The sequence below is a fragment of the Micromonospora sp. NPDC005806 genome, from assembly GCF_042871425.1.
Taxonomy (GTDB): Bacteria; Actinomycetota; Actinomycetes; order Mycobacteriales; family Micromonosporaceae; genus Micromonospora.
Window position 1 is genome coordinate 1 of sequence record NZ_JBIAIL010000027.1, and the last position, 19,761, is coordinate 19,761.

General features: G+C 72.9%; 19 protein-coding genes and 8 tRNA genes. 15 read left to right on the forward strand and 12 right to left on the reverse strand.

The genetic code is table 11. The features are described 5' to 3' along the window. Positions 1-613 precede the first annotated feature (613 nt). The 9 genes from ACFYOS_RS24570 (at position 614) to ACFYOS_RS24610 (ending at position 2,592) form a co-directional block, all read left to right on the forward strand. A tRNA-Pro gene (locus tag ACFYOS_RS24570) sits at positions 614-686 on the forward strand. Positions 687-718: 32 nt separating this feature from the next. Then, positions 719-791, forward strand: a tRNA-Glu gene (locus ACFYOS_RS24575). A 27-nt stretch (positions 792-818) separates the two neighbouring features. After that, positions 819-892 (forward strand) — tRNA-Gly (locus tag ACFYOS_RS24580). A gap of 28 nt (positions 893-920) precedes the next feature. Next, positions 921-2,120, forward strand: a complete 1,200-nt coding sequence (locus ACFYOS_RS24585) for an RtcB family protein (protein WP_387145986.1) — start codon at positions 921-923, stop codon at positions 2,118-2,120. A 39-nt stretch (positions 2,121-2,159) separates the two neighbouring features. Then, positions 2,160-2,232, forward strand: a tRNA-Arg gene (locus tag ACFYOS_RS24590). A 23-nt stretch (positions 2,233-2,255) separates the two neighbouring features. Beyond that, positions 2,256-2,328 (forward strand) — tRNA-Gln (locus tag ACFYOS_RS24595). Positions 2,329-2,333: 5 nt separating this feature from the next. Continuing rightward, positions 2,334-2,406: transfer RNA gene (locus ACFYOS_RS24600), tRNA-Leu, on the forward strand. Positions 2,407-2,416: 10 nt separating this feature from the next. Next, positions 2,417-2,489: transfer RNA gene (locus ACFYOS_RS24605), tRNA-Leu, on the forward strand. Positions 2,490-2,519: 30 nt separating this feature from the next. Further along, a tRNA-Arg gene (locus ACFYOS_RS24610) sits at positions 2,520-2,592 on the forward strand. 245 nt (positions 2,593-2,837) lie between these two features. On the opposite strand, the gene ACFYOS_RS24615 is transcribed toward ACFYOS_RS24610, so the two are convergent. The 3 genes from ACFYOS_RS24615 to ACFYOS_RS24625 all read right to left on the reverse strand — a co-directional run bounded on the left by ACFYOS_RS24615 (position 2,838) and on the right by ACFYOS_RS24625 (position 5,173). Then, positions 2,838-3,023 (reverse strand): hypothetical protein, encoded by a 186-nt coding sequence (locus ACFYOS_RS24615; RefSeq protein WP_387145989.1) that lies wholly within the window; start codon positions 3,021-3,023, stop codon positions 2,838-2,840. 903 nt (positions 3,024-3,926) lie between these two features. Then, positions 3,927-4,334, reverse strand: a complete 408-nt coding sequence (locus tag ACFYOS_RS24620) for a RidA family protein (RefSeq protein ID WP_387145992.1) — start codon at positions 4,332-4,334, stop codon at positions 3,927-3,929. After that, a complete protein-coding gene (locus ACFYOS_RS24625) occupies positions 4,331-5,173 on the reverse strand; it encodes an NAD(P)-dependent oxidoreductase (RefSeq protein WP_387145995.1) in 843 nt (280 codons plus the stop codon). Before ACFYOS_RS24625 ends, ACFYOS_RS24620 begins: the two co-directional genes overlap by 4 nt. A gap of 88 nt (positions 5,174-5,261) precedes the next feature. On the opposite strand from ACFYOS_RS24625, the gene ACFYOS_RS24630 reads away from it, so the two are divergent. After that, positions 5,262-6,158, forward strand: a complete 897-nt coding sequence (locus ACFYOS_RS24630) for a LysR family transcriptional regulator (protein WP_387145997.1) — start codon at positions 5,262-5,264, stop codon at positions 6,156-6,158. Positions 6,159-6,200: 42 nt separating this feature from the next. On the opposite strand, the gene ACFYOS_RS24635 is transcribed toward ACFYOS_RS24630, so the two are convergent. From ACFYOS_RS24635 to ACFYOS_RS24650, 4 genes are all read right to left on the reverse strand, one after another. Continuing rightward, positions 6,201-6,866 carry a TMEM175 family protein gene (locus ACFYOS_RS24635; RefSeq protein WP_387146000.1) on the reverse strand — a complete coding sequence of 222 codons (666 nt, stop codon included), beginning with the start codon at positions 6,864-6,866 and terminating at the stop codon, positions 6,201-6,203. Between the two features lie 172 nt (positions 6,867-7,038). Continuing rightward, the gene (locus ACFYOS_RS24640) at positions 7,039-8,616 is read right to left on the reverse strand and encodes a nickel/cobalt transporter (RefSeq protein WP_387146002.1); all 1,578 of its coding nucleotides are present in this window, start codon (positions 8,614-8,616) and stop codon (positions 7,039-7,041) included. After that, entirely contained in the window at positions 8,613-9,920 is a 1,308-nt protein-coding gene (locus ACFYOS_RS24645) for a tetratricopeptide repeat protein (protein ID WP_387146005.1), read from the reverse strand. The genes ACFYOS_RS24640 and ACFYOS_RS24645 overlap by 4 nt, the downstream gene beginning before the upstream one ends. Positions 9,921-9,980: 60 nt before the next feature. Further along, positions 9,981-11,717, reverse strand: coding sequence for a DUF4331 domain-containing protein (locus ACFYOS_RS24650; RefSeq protein ID WP_387146008.1), 1,737 nt, complete (start codon positions 11,715-11,717; stop codon positions 9,981-9,983). Positions 11,718-12,062: 345 nt separating this feature from the next. Between ACFYOS_RS24650 and sigK the strand changes: the two genes are divergently transcribed. From sigK to ACFYOS_RS24665, 3 genes are all read left to right on the forward strand, one after another. Next, entirely contained in the window at positions 12,063-12,686 is a 624-nt protein-coding gene (sigK, locus tag ACFYOS_RS24655) for an ECF RNA polymerase sigma factor SigK (RefSeq protein ID WP_387146011.1), read from the forward strand. Next, positions 12,683-13,423, forward strand: a complete 741-nt coding sequence (locus tag ACFYOS_RS24660; protein ID WP_387146014.1) for an anti-sigma factor domain-containing protein — start codon at positions 12,683-12,685, stop codon at positions 13,421-13,423. Before sigK ends, ACFYOS_RS24660 begins: the two co-directional genes overlap by 4 nt. Before the next feature lie 92 nt (positions 13,424-13,515). Next, entirely contained in the window at positions 13,516-13,734 is a 219-nt protein-coding gene (locus tag ACFYOS_RS24665; RefSeq protein WP_387146017.1) for a hypothetical protein, read from the forward strand. Positions 13,735-13,743: 9 nt separating this feature from the next. Here the strand turns inward: ACFYOS_RS24665 and ACFYOS_RS24670 are convergent, their stop codons facing one another. The 5 genes from ACFYOS_RS24670 to ACFYOS_RS24690 form a co-directional block, all read right to left on the reverse strand. Further along, positions 13,744-14,628: a Gmad2 immunoglobulin-like domain-containing protein gene (locus ACFYOS_RS24670; RefSeq protein WP_387146020.1), complete on the reverse strand. Its 885-nt coding sequence runs from the start codon at positions 14,626-14,628 to the stop codon at positions 13,744-13,746. Next, a complete protein-coding gene (locus ACFYOS_RS24675) occupies positions 14,616-16,013 on the reverse strand; it encodes an ATP-binding protein (protein WP_387146023.1) in 1,398 nt (465 codons plus the stop codon). Before ACFYOS_RS24675 ends, ACFYOS_RS24670 begins: the two co-directional genes overlap by 13 nt. A 4-nt stretch (positions 16,014-16,017) precedes the next feature. Further along, the gene (locus ACFYOS_RS24680) at positions 16,018-16,698 is read right to left on the reverse strand and encodes a response regulator (protein ID WP_387146026.1); all 681 of its coding nucleotides are present in this window, start codon (positions 16,696-16,698) and stop codon (positions 16,018-16,020) included. A 92-nt stretch (positions 16,699-16,790) separates the two neighbouring features. After that, complete coding sequence (locus ACFYOS_RS24685; RefSeq protein WP_387146029.1) at positions 16,791-17,348, reverse strand: hypothetical protein; 558 nt, start codon at positions 17,346-17,348, stop codon at positions 16,791-16,793. 146 nt (positions 17,349-17,494) lie between these two features. Further along, complete coding sequence (locus ACFYOS_RS24690) at positions 17,495-18,376, reverse strand: MFS transporter (RefSeq protein ID WP_387146224.1); 882 nt, start codon at positions 18,374-18,376, stop codon at positions 17,495-17,497. A 47-nt stretch (positions 18,377-18,423) separates the two neighbouring features. On the opposite strand from ACFYOS_RS24690, the gene ACFYOS_RS24695 reads away from it, so the two are divergent. Together ACFYOS_RS24695 and ACFYOS_RS24700 are read left to right on the forward strand one after the other, a co-directional pair. Continuing rightward, complete coding sequence (locus ACFYOS_RS24695; protein WP_387146032.1) at positions 18,424-18,852, forward strand: NUDIX domain-containing protein; 429 nt, start codon at positions 18,424-18,426, stop codon at positions 18,850-18,852. Positions 18,853-18,856: 4 nt separating this feature from the next. Continuing rightward, positions 18,857-19,753, forward strand: coding sequence for an alpha/beta hydrolase (locus ACFYOS_RS24700; RefSeq protein ID WP_387146035.1), 897 nt, complete (start codon positions 18,857-18,859; stop codon positions 19,751-19,753). The last annotated feature ends 8 nt before the right edge of the window (positions 19,754-19,761 follow it).

Sequence of the window (19,761 nt, forward strand, 5' to 3'; positions counted from 1 at the left end):
GACACCGCGCACCCCGCCACGACGTCGGCAAAACCCTCCACCGCGCCCGCACCCAAGCCGACCAGCAAAAACGCAAAGGTTAAAAAACAAGCTAGTGCGGTTTCCACTAGCGTTCACCCTGGCCGGTCTGACCGCTCGCACCGGCTGATGCCGGGCGCACGAATATCCATTGCGATCCGCCCGCCGACCCGCCTACCGTAAACGGGCAACGTCAACCGGTTCCACCCAGGGAGCACACCGTGTCGCAGCAGAACCGCACCCAGGCCCCGCGGCCCACGCCGCGCGGCGGTGCGCTGCTGGCCGAACGTGGCCTGGGTCGCTGCCGACGGCAGCGGTGGCAACCGGGGTGGTGGCGCATCTAGCGCCGGCGCGACACACGCGCAGCCGCCCGCCCCGCGACCAGGGACCGGGCGGCTTTTTCGTCACCGGCGCCCGAGGGGCGTAGCTCAACGGAAGAGCACCGGATTCCCCAAACCCGACGGTTGCTGATTCGAATCCTGTCGCCCCTGCTCCACCTGTCCCGGCCTCCCGCCGGCGACGTCGGATCTTCTCAACTCCACAGTGGACGGCATGAGCACGATCTCGGCCGGCGCCCTGCGCGCCGGCCGGGCATCCGGGACGAGGGAGCTGGCTGACCCGCTCGCCTTGGGCGCGAGAGACACGCGGTTCGATTCCGCGGTCCCGGACTCCGCGTGGACGGCGATCCGCCGTCCCGCACGGGCCGTTGGAGCAATTGGCAGCTCACCCGGTTCTCACCCGGGAGGCTACGGGTTCGAGTCCCGTACGGCCTACGCCCGGTCCCGCCCCGGCACCACCTCGCGGTTGTAGCGCAGTCAGGCAGCGCGTCACCTCGCCATGGTGAAGATCGCCGGTTCGAATCCGGCCAGCCGCTCGGACATCCCTCGAACAAGGAGACGACGATGGGTTTCACCCCGCTGGCCGGTACCCGGGCACCGGTCCGGGTCTGGACCGACCCCTGGACCATCGAGGCGCAGGCGGCCCAGCAGCTGCGCAACATCGGTGCGCTGCCGTGGGTGCAGGGCGTCGCCGTCATGCCGGACGTGCACTTCGGCAAGGGCGCCACCGTCGGCTCGGTCATCGCGATGCGGCAGGCCGTCTCGCCGGCCGCGGTCGGCGTCGACATCGGCTGCGGCATGTCGGCGGTCCGCACCTCGCTCACCGCCGTGGACCTGCCAGACGACCTCGCGCCGCTGCGGACCGCGATCGAGGCGGCCATCCCGGTCGGCTTCGCCATGCGCGACGACGCGGTCGAACCGCGCCGGATCCGTGGCCTGGAGCAGCGCGGCTGGGACGACTTCTGGCGGCGCTTCACCACCCTCGACCGGAAGGTGGCGCAGCTGGAGACCCGGGCCCAGCGTCAGCTCGGCACCCTCGGCGGCGGCAACCACTTCATCGAGGTCTGCCTCGAGCAGGGCGGCCCCGACAACGGCCAGGTCTGGCTGATGCTGCACTCCGGGTCCCGCAACATCGGCAAGGAACTGGCCGAGCGGCACATGGCGGTGGCCCGCGGGCTGCCGCACAACGTCGACCTGCCCGACCGGGACCTCGCGGTGTTCCTCGCCGGCACCCCGGAGATGGACGCCTACCGCCGGGACCTCTGGTGGGCGCAGGAGTACGCGCGCCGCAACCGGGCCGTCATGCTCGCCCTGCTCTGCGCGGTGGTGCGCGACGAGTTCCCGCACGTCTCGTTCGGTGAGCCGATCAGCTGCCACCACAACTACGTGGCGGAGGAGACGTACGACGGGGTGGACGTGCTGGTGACCCGCAAGGGGGCCATCCGGGCGGGCAAGGGCGACCTGGGCATCATCCCCGGCTCGATGGGCACCGGCTCGTACATCGTGCGCGGCAAGGGCAACCTCGACGCGTACTGCTCGGCGTCGCACGGGGCCGGGCGGCGGTTGTCGCGCGGGCAGGCGAAGCGGACGTACAGCACCGCCGACCTGGCCGCGCAGACGGCCGGGGTGGAGTGCCGCAAGGACGCCGGGGTGGTCGACGAGATCCCCGGCGCGTACAAGGACATCACCCAGGTGATGGCCCAGCAGGAGGACCTGGTCGAGGTGGTCGCCCACCTCAAGCAGGTCGTCTGCGTGAAGGGTTGAACCGACCGGCGCCCCGAGGGGGTGGGCGCCGGTCATCCCGCCCCGGTGGCGTAGCGGACAACGCGTCGCTCTACGAAAGCGAAGAACCCAGGTTCGAATCCTGGTCGGGGCACGGTCTGCCGTCGGCGGACACCATGCGAGCTGGTGCAATTGGCAGCACACCCGTCTCTGAAACGGGAGGTTCGAGGTTCGAGTCCTCGGCTCGCAGCTTGAGCCCTCGTAGCCCAATGGGAGAGGCAGCGGTCTGAGCGGCCGCGTAGTGCGCGTTCAAATCGCGCCGAGGGCACGATGCTCAGGCCCGGGTAGCCCAACGGCAGAGGCACCGTTTTCAGGAAGCGGCCAGTGTGCATTCGAATCGCACCCCGGGTACGTACGGCGGGACCCGTTCCCGCCGCTCATGCCCTCGTGGCGCAGCGGAGAGCGCATCGGATTCCGAATTCGAAGGCCGCTGGTTCGAATCCAGCCGGGGGCACTGCATCATCACGACCGGATGCGCCCGGTGGGCCAGGGACCTTGGCTTTGTGGCGCAGAAAGCTGTGTCGCACCTCTTGTGCGTCAAGTCGTCCACAGTGGTGTTTAGATGATTGCATGGGGAGATTGATGTTTGCAGCGGCTCGGCGGCCAACGACGCTAGCCTACCTAGCGGGCCTCTTGGAGGGCGAAGGATCCTTTCTGTCACCTAGTCCTTCGAACCCGGGCTGCCCTGCCGTCGCGCTGTCAATGACAGATGAAGATGTCGTTGCCCGCGCCGCCCTTTTCTTGGAAGCTCGTTACTTTCGCATCCCTGCGAAACGCCACCATCACAAGGACGCATTCGTCTGTCGCGTGAGGGGCCGCCGCGCGGTAGAGGTGATGGAAGCCCTTGCGCCGCTCATGGGGCAGCGTCGGCAGGAGCAAATCCATCGTGCCCTAAGCAAATGGTCGAGGCGTGGGCGACGTGTGCCCTACGCGGTTGATGTCGTCGAAATGATCGACTTGGAGCGGCGAGGCTATTCTCGGGCCCAAATTGCTGATGTCTTGGGGGTGACGCCCAAGGGAGTCGGGAACTGTCTCCGCGGCGACTACCGTCCGGTAGACACAATGATTTCCTCGGCGGACAAAAGCAGGAGAGGTGAGCGCCTTCTGGCGGACACTGCCGGAGAATGCGTGCAGATGGCCTGGCTGGCCGGTCTGCTTGAGGGCGAGGCGTGTTTCCGGGGAGGCATAGTGGTGAGGATGACCGATGAGGACGTGATCAGGCGAGCGGCTGCCCTGATGGGAGCACGCCGTGTCACCCGGGAGTGTGCACGCGGCCGATGGACGCCTATCTGGTCCACGGGTATCTACGGAGGTTCCGCGCGGGAACTTGCTTCCCGGGTTCGCCCGATGCTCGGAGGTAGACGGCAGGAGCAGGTCGTTCGTCTGTTAGGTTTCCGGCCTGTCGCTTTAGCCAAAGCGGATCGCAATCAGACTATCGTCGAACGATATCGCGCGGGTGAGTCTGGACCCGCGCTCGCTCGCGCTTTCGGTATGACCCATCAGAACGTGTACCACATACTCCGCGGATTCCCTGATCGCCCAGATGCGACTCGGTCCGACTGCTTGAACTAACCTCGTTTGGATTTCGATCGCCGTGTCGGACGGGCTCGACCCGACACACTCTGCCCGGCCCGCCTGCGTCCTGCTCACCTCAGCACACATCCCGAGCGCGCGTCCCTTCCACCCGTCCGGTGGTCACTTCTATGACGTACGTCGCGGCTGGTCAGTTCAGGTGGATGGCACCGCTGGCGGGGCCCCGGCGCGGGGTGCCCCGCGAACACCGTCACGTCAACTCGTGGTGACGGCGGCGGTCACCTCGACCTCCAGGACCGCGCCGTCGAGGAAGAGCCGGCTCACCTCCACCGTGGTGCTGGCCGGCCGGGAGTGCGGGAAGTACCGGCTGCGGACCGCCGCGTAGCCGGCCAGGTCGCCGAGGTCAGTCATGAACGTCCGGACGTGCATGACGTCATCGAAGGTGGCGCCGTGCGCGGCGAGCAGGCCGCCGATCAGCGTGAAGATGCGGTTGGACTGTGCCCGGACGTCGCCGGGCTCGACGATCACGCCGTGGTCGTCCACGCCCACCTGGCCGGAGAGGACGAGCAGGGTGCCGCCTGGCAGGTCGAGGCGGGCGACGTGGGCGAACCGGTCGCCGAACGGCGCGGGGACGGTTGCGGGGTTGTCCAGGGTCATGGTCATGCCTGCTCCTTGGCGGGGACGGTGGCGTCCGCCGGGCGGACGCCGGTGAGGGTGGCGATGTCGTGGTGTGGGTGTGGCGCGGCCGCCAGCACCGACGCGGCGGCGCGCAGGAGAGGCGCGGGCGCGTCGCCGAGCGCGTCGAGGGCGAGCCGGGCGTCCTTGGCGGCCAGGGCGACGCCGAACGCGGTGTCCGTGGCGGTCGCCCGGGCGACCGCGCCGCCGAGCGGTCCGGCCGCGAGCGCATCGAGCGCGGTACGCCGGGCCACGCCGACCGCCTCGGCGACCGCAAGCGCGTCGGCGATGGCCGCGACGGCGGTGACCAGGGCCGTGTTGAGCACCAGTTTCAGCGCGGCGCCCTGGCCGGGAGGCCCGCAGCGGCGGACTGTGCCGAGCAGGTCCAGCACGGGGGTGACCCGGTCGAGTGCCGCGTCCTCGCCGCCAGCCAGCACGGTGAGTCGACCGGCTTCGGCCGCCGTGGCGCTGCCGGCGACGGGCGCGTCCACCAGCGGTACGCCCGCCGGCAGCAGTGCGGCCAGCTCCGGCATGGCCGTCGGGCCGATCGTCGACATGTCGACCAGGTGGGTGCCGGGCCGCAGGGCGGTCGCGGCCGAGCCCAGCACCTCGCGTACGGCGGTCGCGTCGGTGAGCATGGTGATCACTACGTCGGCGTCCCGGACGGCCTCGACCGGGGTGGCGGCGGCGCGTGCGCCGGCCGCGACGAGCGGCCCGGTCCGGCCTGGGGTGCGGTTCCAGACGATGAGTTGTCGCCCGGCCGCCAGCAGGCGGCGGCCGATGGCGCTGCCCATCGTGCCGGTGCCGAGCAGTGCGATGACGTCCATGTCGGGGAAGGCTAGGGGGCGCCGAGCCATGCCACCAGCGATTGTCTCGCATCCCTGCCATGCCCGTGGCGCATGGCAGGATGTCGGTATGCTGCCCGACGCCCTGAACACCTTTCGTACCGTCGCCGCGCACGGATCGATCACGGCGGCGGCTCGGAGCCTGCGCTACACCCAGTCCGCGGTGTCCCGGCAGATCGCCGGGCTGGAGGCCGAGACCGGGGCGCCCCTGTTCGACCGGCTGCCGCGCGGTGTCGCCCTGACCGAAGCGGGCCGCTGCCTACTGGGCCACGCCGAGGCGGTGCTCGACCGGCTCGACGCCGCCCGTCGGGACCTGGCCGCGCTGCGCGACCTGACCGCCGGCAGGCTACGGGTCGGCGCGTTTCCGACCGCGGTGGCGGCGCTCGTGCCACGTGCCCTGGCCGCGTTCCGATCAGCCCACCCCCAGGTGGCGGTGCAGCTCGTCGAAGGGTTGACGCCGAGGCTGCTGGACCGCCTGCTTGCCGGGGACGCCGACACCGCCGTGGTGAGCGCGGCGCCCGACCAGCCGCTCGACAACGAGCGGTTCGACCTGCTCCACCTCGTCGACGATGTGCTGCTGGTGGCGGTGCCTCGCACGCACCGGCTCGCTCACCGCCGCACCGTGCGGCTCCACGAGCTGGCCGACGACCCGTTCATCGCGGGATCGGCCACGGCCGAGGAGACCCTGCTGCGGGCCACCCTGCCGGCGGGGTTCCAGCCCCGCGTCGACATCGTGGCCGCCGAGTGGACCGGCAAGCTCGGCTGCGTCGCGGCCGGGCTGGGGGTCGCTCTGGTGCCCGCGCTCGCCGTCCGGGCCACCCCGCCCGACCTGGCCCTGCTCCGCCTGCACCCCGACGACGCCTCGTCCCGGCGGGTCTTCGCCGCCACGGTCGCCGGACGCAGCCGACCGCCCGCGGTACAGCGATTTCTCACCCACCTCGCGGAGGCGGCGGCCGGGTTGGGCTGACGCCGCGGTCAGCTGACTTCCATGATCGGCAGGACGGGCCCCCTACACCGCAGCGCGCCGTGGACGGCGCTGCGCGGCGGCGGCGAGACGCTGCACCCGCGTGACGAAGGGAATGGCCGCCCAGCACGCGTACGCCCAGTGCGTCACGAACGCCAACGGGATGGACACCGCGAACGCGCCGGCCGCGACCGACAGGATGCGGTAACTGTTGCCGAACAGCGAACGCGGCGTGCCCGCCCGGGTCAGCCCGTGCCGGTCCATCTCGTGCACCGCCAGCAGGAAGGCGACGGACGCGAGCGCCTGGATCGCCGCGTAGAGGGTGAACCGTGCGGCGAACGCGCCGTCGCCGACGATGACCCTGGTGACGAACGGCGTCAATACGATCATGAGCAGCCACAGCATGTTCCAGCGGACCAGCCGGCCACTCAGCCTGGCTACGTGGCCGAACGTGCGGTGGTGCACGAACCAGTGGCCCCCGATCACCGCGAAGCTGATCAGGAATGCCACGTACTCGTTGACGTTGCGACCCAGATCGCGCCACAGCTCGGCGTTTGTGTGGCCGGCCGGGACCGGCAGTTCCAACGCCAACAACGTGATCGCGATGGCGACCACCGCGTCCGAGAAGAAGACCAGCCGCTCGGGGTCGACAATCTTCGGTTCGGACCGCACCGGCCCCGGTTCGGACTCCGCCGAGCGGCCGGTCTGCATCGCCGCGCCGGCCCGTGCCCCCTCGGGGATACCCGTGTCGTCTGCTACGCGCACCACAGAAGTAGAACACGCGGGATCCGCACCGCGGTCCCGACCAAGCCGGAGATGATCGCGGACCAGCCGGAAGGCGACCCGCTGGCCTGTCAGGTGACCCCGCGCATGGGCTGGGTGGTTAGGCGAGGGTGGTCAGGGCGCGGCCGGCCATGACCAGCCCCACGACGAGGACCAGGCCGGCGGTCGCGGCCGGTCCGGCGGATGTCAGCCCGGCCAGCCGAAGCCGGCGCACGGTGGGGCGGATGCGCCGGTGCCGGTCCCACCGGTCCCGCAACCGGATCACCAGCAGGCCGGCGGCGGTGAGGGTCGCCGCCATGCCGACGCCGTACGCGAGGACGAGCAGCACCCCGAAGCCGGTACGGCCGAGCCCGATCGCCCCGAGCAGGATCACCAGCGCCGACGGGCTGGGCAGCAGGCCGCCCGCCACCCCGATACCGAGGATGTTGAGCCGGCTCGGCCGATCCGTGTGGTGGCCGTGAAGGTGACCCGCAGGCCCGTGACGGTGCCCCGGCCCGGGCCGGTGGCTGGAGTGGCTGTGGTGGTGACCGACGGGGCCGTGGCTGTGCCGGAACCCGTGGCCGTGGTCGGGGTGGCCGGCACGGAGGCCGCCGTGGGGGTGCGGGTGATCGTGGGCGGCAAGCCGGCGACGTCGCCACAGGCCAACCAGCATGCTCACGCCGACCGCCGTGATGAGTGCCCCGCTGACCACGCCGAGCCAGCCCAGGACAACCTCTCCCGCCAGTCCCGTTGCCGTGGTCAGCAGCAGTCCGAGCAAGAGCACCCCGCCGGTGTGGGTCAGCGTCACCGTGGCACCGACCGCGAGCGCGTCGCGCGGGCGGCCGGCGCGCCCGGCGAGATAGGCGGCCATCACCGTCTTGCCGTGCCCGGGCAACGCGGCGTGCGCGGCGCCGAGCACCAGGGCGAGCAGCCCGGCGAGCACGCCGACCAGTGGCGTCAACTCCCGGTCGCCGACGACGTCGCGCAGGCTGCGTTCGAGGCCGGTCGTCCATCGGGTGACGGACCGGCCCTCCCGCACTGCGGGCACCGCGGCGCCAGCTGCGGCGCCGCCGGGCCCGGGTGCCACCTTCAGGCGGGCGGACCGGACGTCCAGCGGCGAGCTGAGCAGATCGTCGGGGTACGCGCGCAGCCCGCCGCTCACGCTCGTCACCGGTAGCGGAGAGTCGACGAGCGTCACACCGTGCCCGACCGCCGTCAACTCGCGCCAGCCGACCCGGTCAGCCCACGCCCGGTTGTCGACCTCCACGGTGGTTGCCGAGCCCAACGCCGCGTCGGCCACCAACCGGCACCGCAGCCGGCTCGTCGACAGGCCGGCGGCGCCTTTGACGTACTCGAATCCGGTGTCGCCGACCGTCCACTCCAGCCGATCGCCCGCCACGGTCACCTCCAGGTCCCGCGCGAACGCGGCGCATCCGACCGCCGCGTGGGCGGCGCGTTCCGCCTCGCTCGGCGCACCGTCGCCGTCGCTGTCCACCGACGCGGACTCCTGGAGCGTCGGCAGCTCCGCGAGGTCGACCTCGGCGGCGACCTCGACCCGATCGGGATGGAAGTCCAGCGCCGCCAGTTGGTTGATAGAGAAGTTGCCGAGCGGGTGGGCGCTCGCCGGGCGCGGCGGGGTGGCCAGCACCCCGCCCAGCGCCACCGCGAGGCCCGCGACGAAGAGCGCGATCCGTTTCATGACAGCCCCAATCCGGCGACGGTGCGCGCGGCGGCCGGCGCGTCCAGCGGCGAGAAGTACGGGTTGATGCTGAGCGCGCGGCCCAGGTCACGGCGGGCCCCGTCACGGTCGCCGAGGGCGAGTTCGATCATTCCGAGGTGGTACGCGTATCCGGCGTTGCGGGCCCCGAGCGCCTCGGCGCGCCGGGCGTACTCCAGCGCCTCGGCGTCCATGCCGTTGGTGTGCAGCGCCCAGGCGAGCAGGTCGGCGACGTCGGCGAACTGGCGTCGCTGCCACTCCCGGCGGGCCATGGTCAGCGCGTCGGCCGGGCGTGACCGGGCCAGCGCGATGTACGCGCCGGTCAGGTCGTCCGCGCCGCCGTTGGCGGTGAAGAGCCGGTGTGCGGCATCGGCGAGGTCCCGCTGGGCGGTGGCCTCCTCGCCCCGCCCGGCCGTGTCCAGCAGCTCGGCGTATTCGAGGAAGTAGCCGGGGGTCGGCGACCGGCGGGTCAGGTCGGCGTAGCTGGCGAGCGCCTCGTCGAGCCGGCCCCGGGCGGCGGCAACCTTCGCATGCCCCTGCCGTAGCGGCAGGTAGGACGGGTCGGCGGCGAGGCCCGCAGAGTACTCCCGCGCCGCGGCTGCCAGGTCCCCCGACCGCCAGGCCAGCTCGCCGAGGTGGTAGCGGCAGAACGCGATGTCAGCGGGGTCGACCGCCGCATCCAGGGCCTGGCGCATGAGGCCGCTCGCCTCGGCGATCCGGCCGTGCTGCTCGTCGTCGTACGCGGCGCGGGTCAGCGCGGTCAGTCCGGGGCGCAGGTCGAGTAGGCGTTGCAGGGCGTCGCTCGCCGCGTCCGGGTTGCCCAGCTGGGTCTCGGCGTCCGCGAGCACCGCATAGGCCTCCGCGCTGTACGGGTTGAGCCGCAGCGCCGCACGGGCCCGCTGCGCCGCGCCGGCGAAGTCGTGCCGGGCATTCGCCAGCGCACCGAGCCCAGCCAGCGCCTGGCTGTTGCCGTCCGGGCGTACCACCAGGGAGCGGTTGAGCGCGCCATCGGCCTTGGCGAAGAAGGTGGGATCCGCCGTTACCCGCGCCTTCTCCAGGTAGGCGAGGCCGAGGGCGGCCCAGGTGTGGTAGTCGCCGGGGACCAGGCGCAGCCGCTCCTGCGCCCGGTCGATCGTGGCGGCGAGCCGTTCGACCCGGGCGAACTCCTCCCCGCCGGCCGGTGCCGGCGCTCGCCGGCCCAGCACGCCGCCGATGCCGAGCAGCAGCACGGCCGCGAGTCCCACCACCGCCAGGGAACGCGCCCGGATCCTCGGTAGCCGCAACATGTCTTCTCCTGTGTGTGCGGGCCGGGGGCATGACGCCGTACGCCATGCCCCCGGACGTGGTCAGAGCGGTTGGGTCCGGTCGGGATCGATGTCCGGGATGTCCCCGGCGGGGGCCGTGGTGGCCGGGCGTCGGCGGCGGCGCCACCAGCCGGCGAAGAGCAACCCGCCCAGCCCGGCCGCCACGCCGGAGGCGCCCCAGGCGGCCATCGTCATGGCCATGTCGCCGGTCTCGCGGCCGAGGAAGCCGGCCGGTGTAACCGACGGGGCGGGCTGGGGTGACTCGTCCTGCTGGCCTTCCGGGGTCGCGTCCGGCTGGCCGTCCCCGGTCGCTCCGGCGCCGCCGCCGTTGACCGCGCCAACGTTAGGCAGCGCCACGTACGGGAACGTGTCACTGAACGGGTTGTCGTTCGCGTCCACCTTGTCGCCCGCGGCGAGCGCGTCGACCAGTTGGCCGGTCTGCGCCGCGCCCTCGACCGCCTGCAGGGCGATGTCGACCGCGTCGTCGGTCAGCCGGCGGCCGTTCGGGAAGCCCTGGAGGTCGCCGTCGAGCACGCCCAGCCGGTTCGGCGTCTGCGTCACCGGGGTCGACAGGTTCAGCCGCAGCATCTCGGCCGGCTGGAACCTGCTCGCCATGACGTCCTGGTTGTTCAGTTGCGAGTTGAGGTCGACCTTGATCGGACCGTCCGGCGTCTTCGTCGTGATGCCGGTCAGGAAGATCTCGACCAGGTCCTGCCGCGGCGTGGCCGGGGCGGGGATGCCGTAGATGGTCTCGATGAGCTTCGGCACCTCGGGGTCCGTGACGCGCCGGACCACCTCGGGGATGGTCGCGTCCTTGTCCGGGGACAGGGAGTTGAACGCGTCCTTCAGGTTGGCCGGCACGACCACCTCGTTGACGAGCGGGTTGCCGAGCCGGGAGACCTGAACCCGGTCGTTGCCCTGCCGCGCGCGGCCGGTGGCGCCGGACATCCGCACCCGGGCGCGGTCGGTGGTCGTCCAGATGCCGATCACTGGGTTGCGCTCGGCGTCGCCGTTCAGCGCCACGTCGGAGAACGGGACCTGGAGGGCGATGGTGTTCACGTTGTAGCCCGCGAGGGTGTCCTGCCCGGTCTCGCTCAGGTCCCCGCCGTAGAGCAGGTCGAATACCCGCAGGTCCAGGAAGAACGGGTCGTCGGCCTGGCCGACGAAGACCTTCCAGCCGCCGGGCAGTGTGGTGGTGGCCTGGTCGCGCAGGGTGGCGTAGTCCGGCATCGAGGCGTTGCCCACGCGCGAGGGAGCCACCGGTCCAGCGGCCACCCGCGTCTTGAACGGCGCGCCGTCGAACGACGATTCGAGCTTGTACGTCTGCCGGAACAGCAGGTTCTCGTCCTCGATCGAGGTGACCGGGCCGTTGTTGTAGAGGAAGGTGGAGCCGCGTCGCTTGTCGATGTTCCGGAACGTCCAGCGGAACGTCGCGTCGGCCCTGGCATCGCCGTCGTTGTCGACGTTGATGTTGTACGCCGCGTCGGTCGCGAACGGGTAGAAGTTGGGTCCGCCGTTGGGCTCCTCGAACGGTTGCCAGTTCGCGATGAACGTCAGGTAGCCGGGCCGCTCCGGGCTGACGAAGGCGTAGAGGTCGGTGTTGTCGATCGCCGGGTCCATGGCGACCAGCGGTGCCTCGCGGTGGCTGGACGCCCCCGCGGTGTGCGGCCCGAGGCTGGCCGAGGCTCCGGCGAGCGAGATACCGATCGCGGCGACCATCGCCGCGGCCGCCCGCCGTGTGGACCGGCGCCGGGACGCCTGGCCAGGGTTCGTTGTCATCGTGCCCTCCCACTCTCGGTGCAGACGCTGGGTGTCGTCTGGCAGGCGATTCGGAGGAGCCGCCGAAGCTGATGGCCCGCTGTGAGATTCCCGTCAACCACCCATCCGCCCCGGTGGTCGGCTCCGAATCCCGCCGGGAGGCGCCGCCCTTGTGGATCGGGAGTGGGCCGGGGGCGGCGCGGCCATCCGCCGGGAGGTGCACAGTGGGCACCCCGTCGGCTGGTCCGATCACGGGCGGACGGGCGTTAGCATCGGCCGGATCACGTCGGGGACGTGTGTTGCGGATGGCACCCATCCGGGCGCGCTGCCGTGTCGAATACCGTCGTGTCTCGGAAGGCTGGTGTCATGACGGAGCCCAGCGGCGTGCGGCGCCGACCCGACCGTCTCGGCCGGGTGCCAGGGCCGGACGGCGACCGTCCCGACGACGTGGACGGGTTGTTGCGCGTGGTGGCCCGCGGCGACGACGCAGCGTTCGGCCGGCTCTACGACCTGCTGGCCCCCCGGGTGTACGGGCTGATTCGGCGGGTTCTGCGCGATCCGGCGCAGGCCGAGGAGGTGGCTCAGGAGGTGTTCGTCGAGGTGTGGCGGACCGCCGGACGGTTCGATCCGGCGCGCGGTTCGGCGACCGGTTGGGTGTTCACCATCGCGCACCGGCGCTCGGTCGACCGGGTGCGGTCCGAGCAGGCCAGCGCCGAACGGATGGTCCGGGTCGCCGCGGACCTGGCCGAGACCGGGCACGACGACGTGGTCGAGCAGGCGACCAGGCGGTTGGAGCAGCAACAGGTACGGCGCTGCCTCGGCGACCTGACCGGCCTGCAACGGGAGGCGATCACGCTTGCCTATTACGGCGGACACACCTATCGGGAGGTCGCCGAACTACTCGACGTCGGGCTGGCGACGGTGAAGACCCGCATGCGGGACGGGCTCATCCGGCTGCGCGACTGTCTCGGCGTGGACGTGACGCGATGACTGACATCCACGCGCTGGCCGGCCCGTACGTGCTCGACGCCGTCGACGATGTCGAACGGGCCGCGTTCGCCCGGCACCTGGCCGAGTGCCTCTCGTGCGCGAGCGAGGTCGACGAGTTGCTGGCGACTGCGGCCCGGCTCGCCGACGACGTCTGGTCAATGCCGCCGCCGCGCCTGCGGGCCCAGGTGCTCGCCGAGGTGGCCCGTACCCCGCAGGAGCGGCCGGGGCGCCGACCGGGCCGGGACGGCCGCGCGGCCGACCGCCGGTGGCGCACGCTGACCGCTGCGGCCGTCGCCGCCGGTGTCCTGGCCGCAGGCGCGGGTACGGTGACCTACCTGGTGCAGGAGCAACGGCTGCGCGACGAGCGGGCCGTGACGGCCGCCGCCCGCGCCGACACCGAGCGGATACGACAGATTCTCGGCGCGCCGGATCTGGTCGTCCGGCAGGAGCCGGTGGCCGGCGGCGGACAGTTGACGGTCGCGAGCTCCGTGGCGCGGGACGCGGGCGTCGTGCTGCTGGCCGGGGCGCCGCCGATCGCGGACGACCAGGCGTACCAGTTGTGGCTGATGGATGGACCGACCGCGCGACCGGCGGGGGTGCTGACCGCCGGCGTAAGCGGCGACACCGCGGTGGTGACGGGAGTGCGGGGCAAGAGGCTGGTGGCGCTGACCGTCGAACCGGCCGCCGGCTCCGCGCAGCCAAGCACCGATCCGCTGGTCACGGTGCCGCTGGCGTGACGGCCATTGCATGGCACCAAGAGAGCGAGGCGATCGGGCGCCTACCCCGCCAACCCGCCCGCGCGGCCTCCCGCTCCGCTACGGTCAGTAGCGTGGCGATCGCGAAAGTGCGCCTGCGCGGCGGGCCGTACGACGGGATGCCGGTGAACTGGGACGTGCCGGATGCGGACGACCCACCGGCGACGTATGAGCTCAAACTTCATGGTGCGCATGAGGCGACGGAGGTCGTCGAGTACCGGCGGGCGGAGCGCGCGCCGGAGGGCGCAGCCGAATCGTGGATCTACGAGGCGCCCGAGGGCGCTGCCGGGTAGCGGCGGACCCTAACCGCTGGCGGCCAGGATCACCGGAATGGCCACCACGTTGATCCGGGAGCCGTCGCGCGCTGACACCTCGTACACCTCGATGCTGCCCGGGCCGGCGGTGGCCCGCCGGTAGCGGACGCTGACCCGGTAGTCGCCCCGGCAGCCGGAGCCGCAGGTGGCGAGGGTGAACGCGGTGCCGATCTCCCGGCCCGCGCCGTCCAGCACCCGGACGCTCACCGTCGCCTCGAACACCTCGGCGGTCCCGGTGAGGGTGATCGGGCTGGTGACCCGGTCACCGATGGACGGGCCGGTCACCGTGATCGGGGGCAGCAGGTCGGCGTAGTCGTCGCGTCCGGTCGGCGCGGTGTCGGTCGAGGTGAAGGCCACCCGCCGGACGGTGGGGAACTGGGTCAGCGTCCAGACCACCTGCGCCCGGCGGAGCCGGACGGTCGCCGCGCCGCCGCTGTCGAACCCGGTCGGTGGGGCCAGTGTGGCCACGTGGCCGGCGATGCGGCTCACCTGAACGCCGGGCGGGATGAGCGAGGTCATTCCGGTGGCCGTTTCGGCCAGCGACGGACCGGCGGCCAGTTCGGTGAGCGCCGCCCGGGAGGTGGCCAGGGTGGCGGGCAGCGTACGCCGGGTCGGCACGAGCTTCCCGTCGCGGGTGAACCAGAGCTGCACGGTGATCGTCCCGTCCGGACCCGGCGACGCGGTGCTGCTCGGGGCGGCGGACGCCGACGGGGTCTGGCGGCTGGTCGACGGCACTGGGGAGGGGGAGCCGGGCGTCGCGCCCGTCCGGGTGGTCGGGGCGGCCGGGGCCGGGCCGAGGGTGCCGGTTCGGGCCGGTGCGCAGCCGGCGGTGAGCAGGAGTAGCGCCGCGAGCGGCGCGATCAGGCGTCGCACCGGTCACCTCCGTGATCGGCGGGCAGTTCGAGACGGAAGCAGGTGCCTCGGCCGACCTCGCTGCGCACCTCCAGCCGCCCGCCGAGCAGTCGGGCGTTCTCCAGCGCGATGGCCAGGCCGAGGCCGCTGCCGGCGCCGGTGCGGGACGGGTCGACCTTGTAGAAGCGGTCGAACAGGTGCGGCAGGTGCTCGGCGGGGATGCCGGCCCCCTGGTCGATGACCTCGACGATCAGCGACTTCCCGGTGTGCCGTACCTCGGCCCGGACCTCGCCACCGCTGTGCTCGACCGCGTTGGACATCAGGTTGGCCAGCACCCGTTCCAACCGGCGCGGGTCGATGCCGGTCGGGGGCGCCGCGCCGGCCACGGTCACCCGGTCGGCCCAGCCTCGCGCCTCGGCGATCCCGCGCAGCAGCGCGACCACGTCCACCGGCCGGACCGACACGGCCTCCCGCCCGGCGTCCAGGCGGGAGATCTCCATCAGCTCCTCGACGAGCCGGCGCAGCCGGACCACGTCGGTGACGAGGAGCTCGGCCGCCCGGCGGCTGTCGGCGGGGAGGGTGTCCAGCTGGTCGGCCAGCAGCGACGCCGCCGCCACCAGGGCGGTGACCGGGGTACGCAGTTCGTGCGCCACGTCGGCGGTGAACCGCCGCTCGCGGGCCTGCGCCTGGGACAGTGCCTCGATCTTCGTCTCCAGTGCCTCGGCCATCTCGTTGAAGGACGCGGCCCACACGCTGAACTCGTCCCGGCCGCCGACCGGCAGCCGGGTGTGCAACAGCCCCTCGGCGACCGCCCGCGCCGCCCGGCTGGCGCGGCCGACCGGTTCCAGGGTCCGCCGGGCGAGCGTGTTGCCGACGGCGGCGGCGAGCAGCACCACCGCGACCCAACCGACCGCCAGCGCGGTGCGGAGCTGGTGGAGGTCGTCGACCAGGTCGTCCTCCACGGTCACCACGTACAGTTCGGCGGTGGAGCCGGGGATGCGGCCGCCGACCACCAGCAGCTGCGGCCGGGCGCCGTCGGGTGTGCGTTGGAAGCCCAGCTGTCCGGCGGCGACAGTGTCCCGCAGCGCCCGGCCGGGCGTCGTCGCGTACCGGGGGTTCGACGCCTGGACGTCGTCGGTGACCAGCAGCACCGGCCGCCCGTTCTGCGCGAAGCTGGCCAGCAGGTCCGCCCGGCGGGTGTCGGTCAGCGGCAGGAACTGCGCGGCGAGGACGAGCTGATAGCGGGCGTCGGCCGCGGCGCGTTGCAGCGAGCCGTCGAACCGGGCCTGCTGCAGCATCAGGTACGACCCGGTGGCGAGGGCGCCGGCGGACACCCCGGCGATGAGGACGAACGCGATGACGAGCCGGCGCCGCAGGCGTCCGGGTGCGACGCTCCCCGCCGTCATCACGTCACCCCGTCGAGAGCTTGTAACCCGCCCCGCGGACGGTCCTGATCAGTGTCGGGGCGCCGGGGTCGTCCTCCACCTTGGCGCGCAGCCGCTGCACCGCCACGTCCACCAGGCGGGAGTCGCCGAGGTAGGTGTGCCCCCACACCCGGTCGAGCAGCAGTTCGCGGGTGAACACCCGGCCGGGGCGGCGGGCCAGCTCCAGCAGCAGCCGGAACTCCGTGGTGGTGAGGGGCAGCTCGCGACCCGCCTTGCGGGCCACGAACCGGGTCGGGTCGATCTCCAGTGGACCGGCCGTCACGGTGGTCTCCTCGACCGGGGCGACGGTCCGGCGCAGCACCGCGCGGACCCGGGCGACCAGCTCCGGCAGGTCGAACGGTTTGCGCAGGTAGTCGTCCGCGCCGCACTCCAGCCCGACGACCACGTCGATGGTGTCGGTGCGGGCGGTGAGCATCAGGATCGGCACCTGGCTGGTGCGCCGGATCTGCCGGCACACCTCGAAGCCGTCGAGGCCGGGCAGCATCACGTCGAGCACGATCAGGTCGACCGGCCGGGCCCGCCAGGCGGCGAGGGCCGCGGGCCCGTCCACCGCGGTCTCCACTCGGAACCCGGACCGCCGCAGACCGAGGGCGGTGACCTCCCGGATGGAGGCATCGTCCTCGACCACCAGCACGCGGCCCTCCATGACACGCTCAGGGTAGCCCGGTGCGACGCCGCGGATCCCTGACGCAACGGTCGGTGATGGGGACCGGTCGGCCCCCATCACCGTCGACGGGCTCACGCCTGCCACTTGTGGGCCACGTCGAGGACGATCCGGCTGTGCGTACCCGGGCCGCTGAGCACGAAGACCCGGTACGGCAGCCGGGCACGGACGCCGACGGCGAAGGTGGTGTAGCCCTCGAAGCTGCCGCCGAACACCACGTCCCGCAGGGTGCGGTAGCCGAGCACGGTCGCGGCGTGCTCACCGGCGCGGTACGGCACGGTGGCGACGTGGCTGTCGTCGTACGCGGGCGCCCGCAGCGACACCCGCAGCAGCGCGCCCCCGGCGGTGTACGGGGACAACGCCAGCCCCTGCCCCTCGGTGTACGTCTCCCCGTACGCGACCGAGAAGCCGTTCGCCGGGCCGGCGAACTCGAAGACCACCCGGTCCCAGCATTCGTGCCGCCCGGTGCGGACCTCGACCAGCGGATCGGTGCTGAGCGCGCCGCCCGCCTTGGCCGTGCTGCCCCAGGTGATCCCGCAGTACGGTGCGGCGGCCGCCGTGGCGCCGCCCGCGCCCGCGACCAGTCCGCCGAGGGCGACCACCAGCGCCAGCAGTGCTCTCCTCAGTCTCATTGCTGTCCTCCTGTCGATGCTCCGGACGGCCACCGGACCGTCTCCGGTGGTCCCGGACTCGACGGTCGACCCGTCGTGCCACAGTGGCTTCGCAGCCGGGTAACCGCCGGGTAACAGCCGTGGCGAACCGCCGGCCCGGGCCGGCGTCAGCGGTCCACCGCCGGCAGCGCCGCCGGGTCGGCCAGGGCCCGCAGCGGCGAGCGGAACACCGGGAGCCAGGTGAGCGCCGCGCCGACCGCGCCGACCCAGACCGAGGTACGCGGGCTCGCGTACTGGCCGAGCAGGCCGGCCAACCCGGCGCCGACCGCGATCGCGCCGGTCAGCAGGAACCGGAAGGTGGCGTTCATCCGGCCGAGCAGCCCGTCCGGGGTGACCCGTTGCCGCAGGCTCACCCCGATCACGTTGCCGATCCCGGTCCGCCAGGCCAACGCCAGCCAGCCGAACCCGGCCAGCCACAGCCACGGCCCGGTGTCGACCAGCGCGACCAGCGCGCCGGCCGGCGCCACCAGCACCCCGGGCAGCCACAGCGCGCGGCCGTGCCCGATCCGAGCGGCCAACGGACGGGCCGTCACGGCGCCCAGCAACGCGCCGACCCCACCGGCGCCGAGGAAGAGCCCGAGCAGACCGGCGCCGAGCCCGAGCTCGCGCAGGAAGAGCACCGGCAGCATGGTGGTCATCAGGTTGACCGTGAGGTTGATGCCGGCCAGCGAGACGGCCAGCGGGCGCAGCAGGGGGTTGCCCAGCACGTGCCGTACCCCCTCGGTGAGCTGCCGGACGAAGCCGCCGGCCGGCCGGTCGCGCCCGGTCGCGGTCGCGGCCGCGGGGCGTACCCGGGCGAGGGCGAGCGCGGAGAGCAGGTGGGTGACCGCGTTCACGGCCAGCGCCACCGGTGCACCGAGCCACTGCACGATCAGGCCACCGAACCCCCGGCCACCGATCTGCACGGTGGCGTTGGTGGTCATCAACAGGGAGTTCGCTGCCACCAGCCGGTCCCGGCCCACCCGCACCAGCTCCGCGGAGGCGTTGATCGCGGGGGCCGGCCCGGCCGCGGAACCGGGTCGCGCAGAATGAACGGATGTCCGCCCGTACCCCCTTGGTGTCCTGCGTCTTCGTCTGCCACGACGGCGCCGGCCGGCTGCTGCTCGCCCGGCGCGGCCCCGGCGCCCGCGACGAGCCCGGCACCTGGGACACCGGCGCGGGCGCGCTGGAGTTCGGCGAGACGTTCGAAGCCGCCGTCACCCGCGAGGTCCGCGAGGAGTACATCGCCTCGCCGCTGACCATCACCCTGCTCGGGGTCCGCAACGTGCTGCGCGACGACCCGCCGTCGCACTGGGTGGCAGTGGTCTTCGCCGTTCGGGTCGACCCGGCCACGGTCGCCATCGGCGAGCCGCACAAGTTCGACCGCCTCGGCTGGTACACCCGCGCCGCGCTGCCCGCGCCGCTGCACTCGCAGCTCGCGCCGACCCTGGCCCTGCTGCCGGAGCACCTCGACCGTTTACTGTGACCGGATGCCGCTGACCCGCCGCCGACTCCTACAGGCTTTCGGCGCCGCCGCCGGCCTCACCGGCCTCGGCGCAGGCGGCGTCGCGCTGGTCGACGCGGAGGTGCTGCCCGGCCGCTCGGTGCTCAACCACGCCCTCGGCCGGTGCGACGCCCACCCGCCGGACGCGCCGCACGCGGCGGCGCCCCCGCCGGTCACCGGCAGCTTCCGCTCCGCGGCGCGCCGCCGGGAGGTCGGCTTCGCCATCGCCTACCCACCCGGATACGCCCCGGACGCGCCGCTGCCCGTCTGCCTGGCCCTGCACGGGTACGCGGCCGACGCCCGCACCGCCGTGGGCGCGGCCGGGTACCCCGGGTTCCTCGCCGGCGCGCTGCCCGACGGGGCGACCCCGTTCGCCCTCGCCGCGCCCGACGGCGGGAACGGGTACTGGCATCCGCACGCGGATGACGACCCGCTCGGCATGCTGGTCGACGAGTTCCTGCCGCTGCTCGCCGACCGCGGCCTGCGGACCGACCGGTTCGCGGTGGCCGGCTGGTCGATGGGCGGCTACGGCGCGCTGCTCGCCGCGCTGACCCACCCCGACCGGTTCCGGCTGGTCGTGGCCACCTCGCCGGCGGTCTTCCGTTCGTACTCCGACGCCCGGCGGGTCAACGCCGGCGCCTTCGACAGCCCGCAGGAGTGGGCCCGCTACGACGTCGCCGCCCGCGCCCGCGAGTTCGCCGGGCTGCCGGTGCGGATCGCCATCGGCGCGGCGGACCCGTTCACCCCGGCGGTACGCACCCTGCGCGACCGACTGCTCGAACCCGGCGTCGTGGAGATCGGCACCGGCTGCCACGACGGCGACTACTGGCGGTCGGTCGCGCCCCGCCAGGTACGCGCGATCAGCGCGGCGCTGGCGGGTTGACCTGGCCG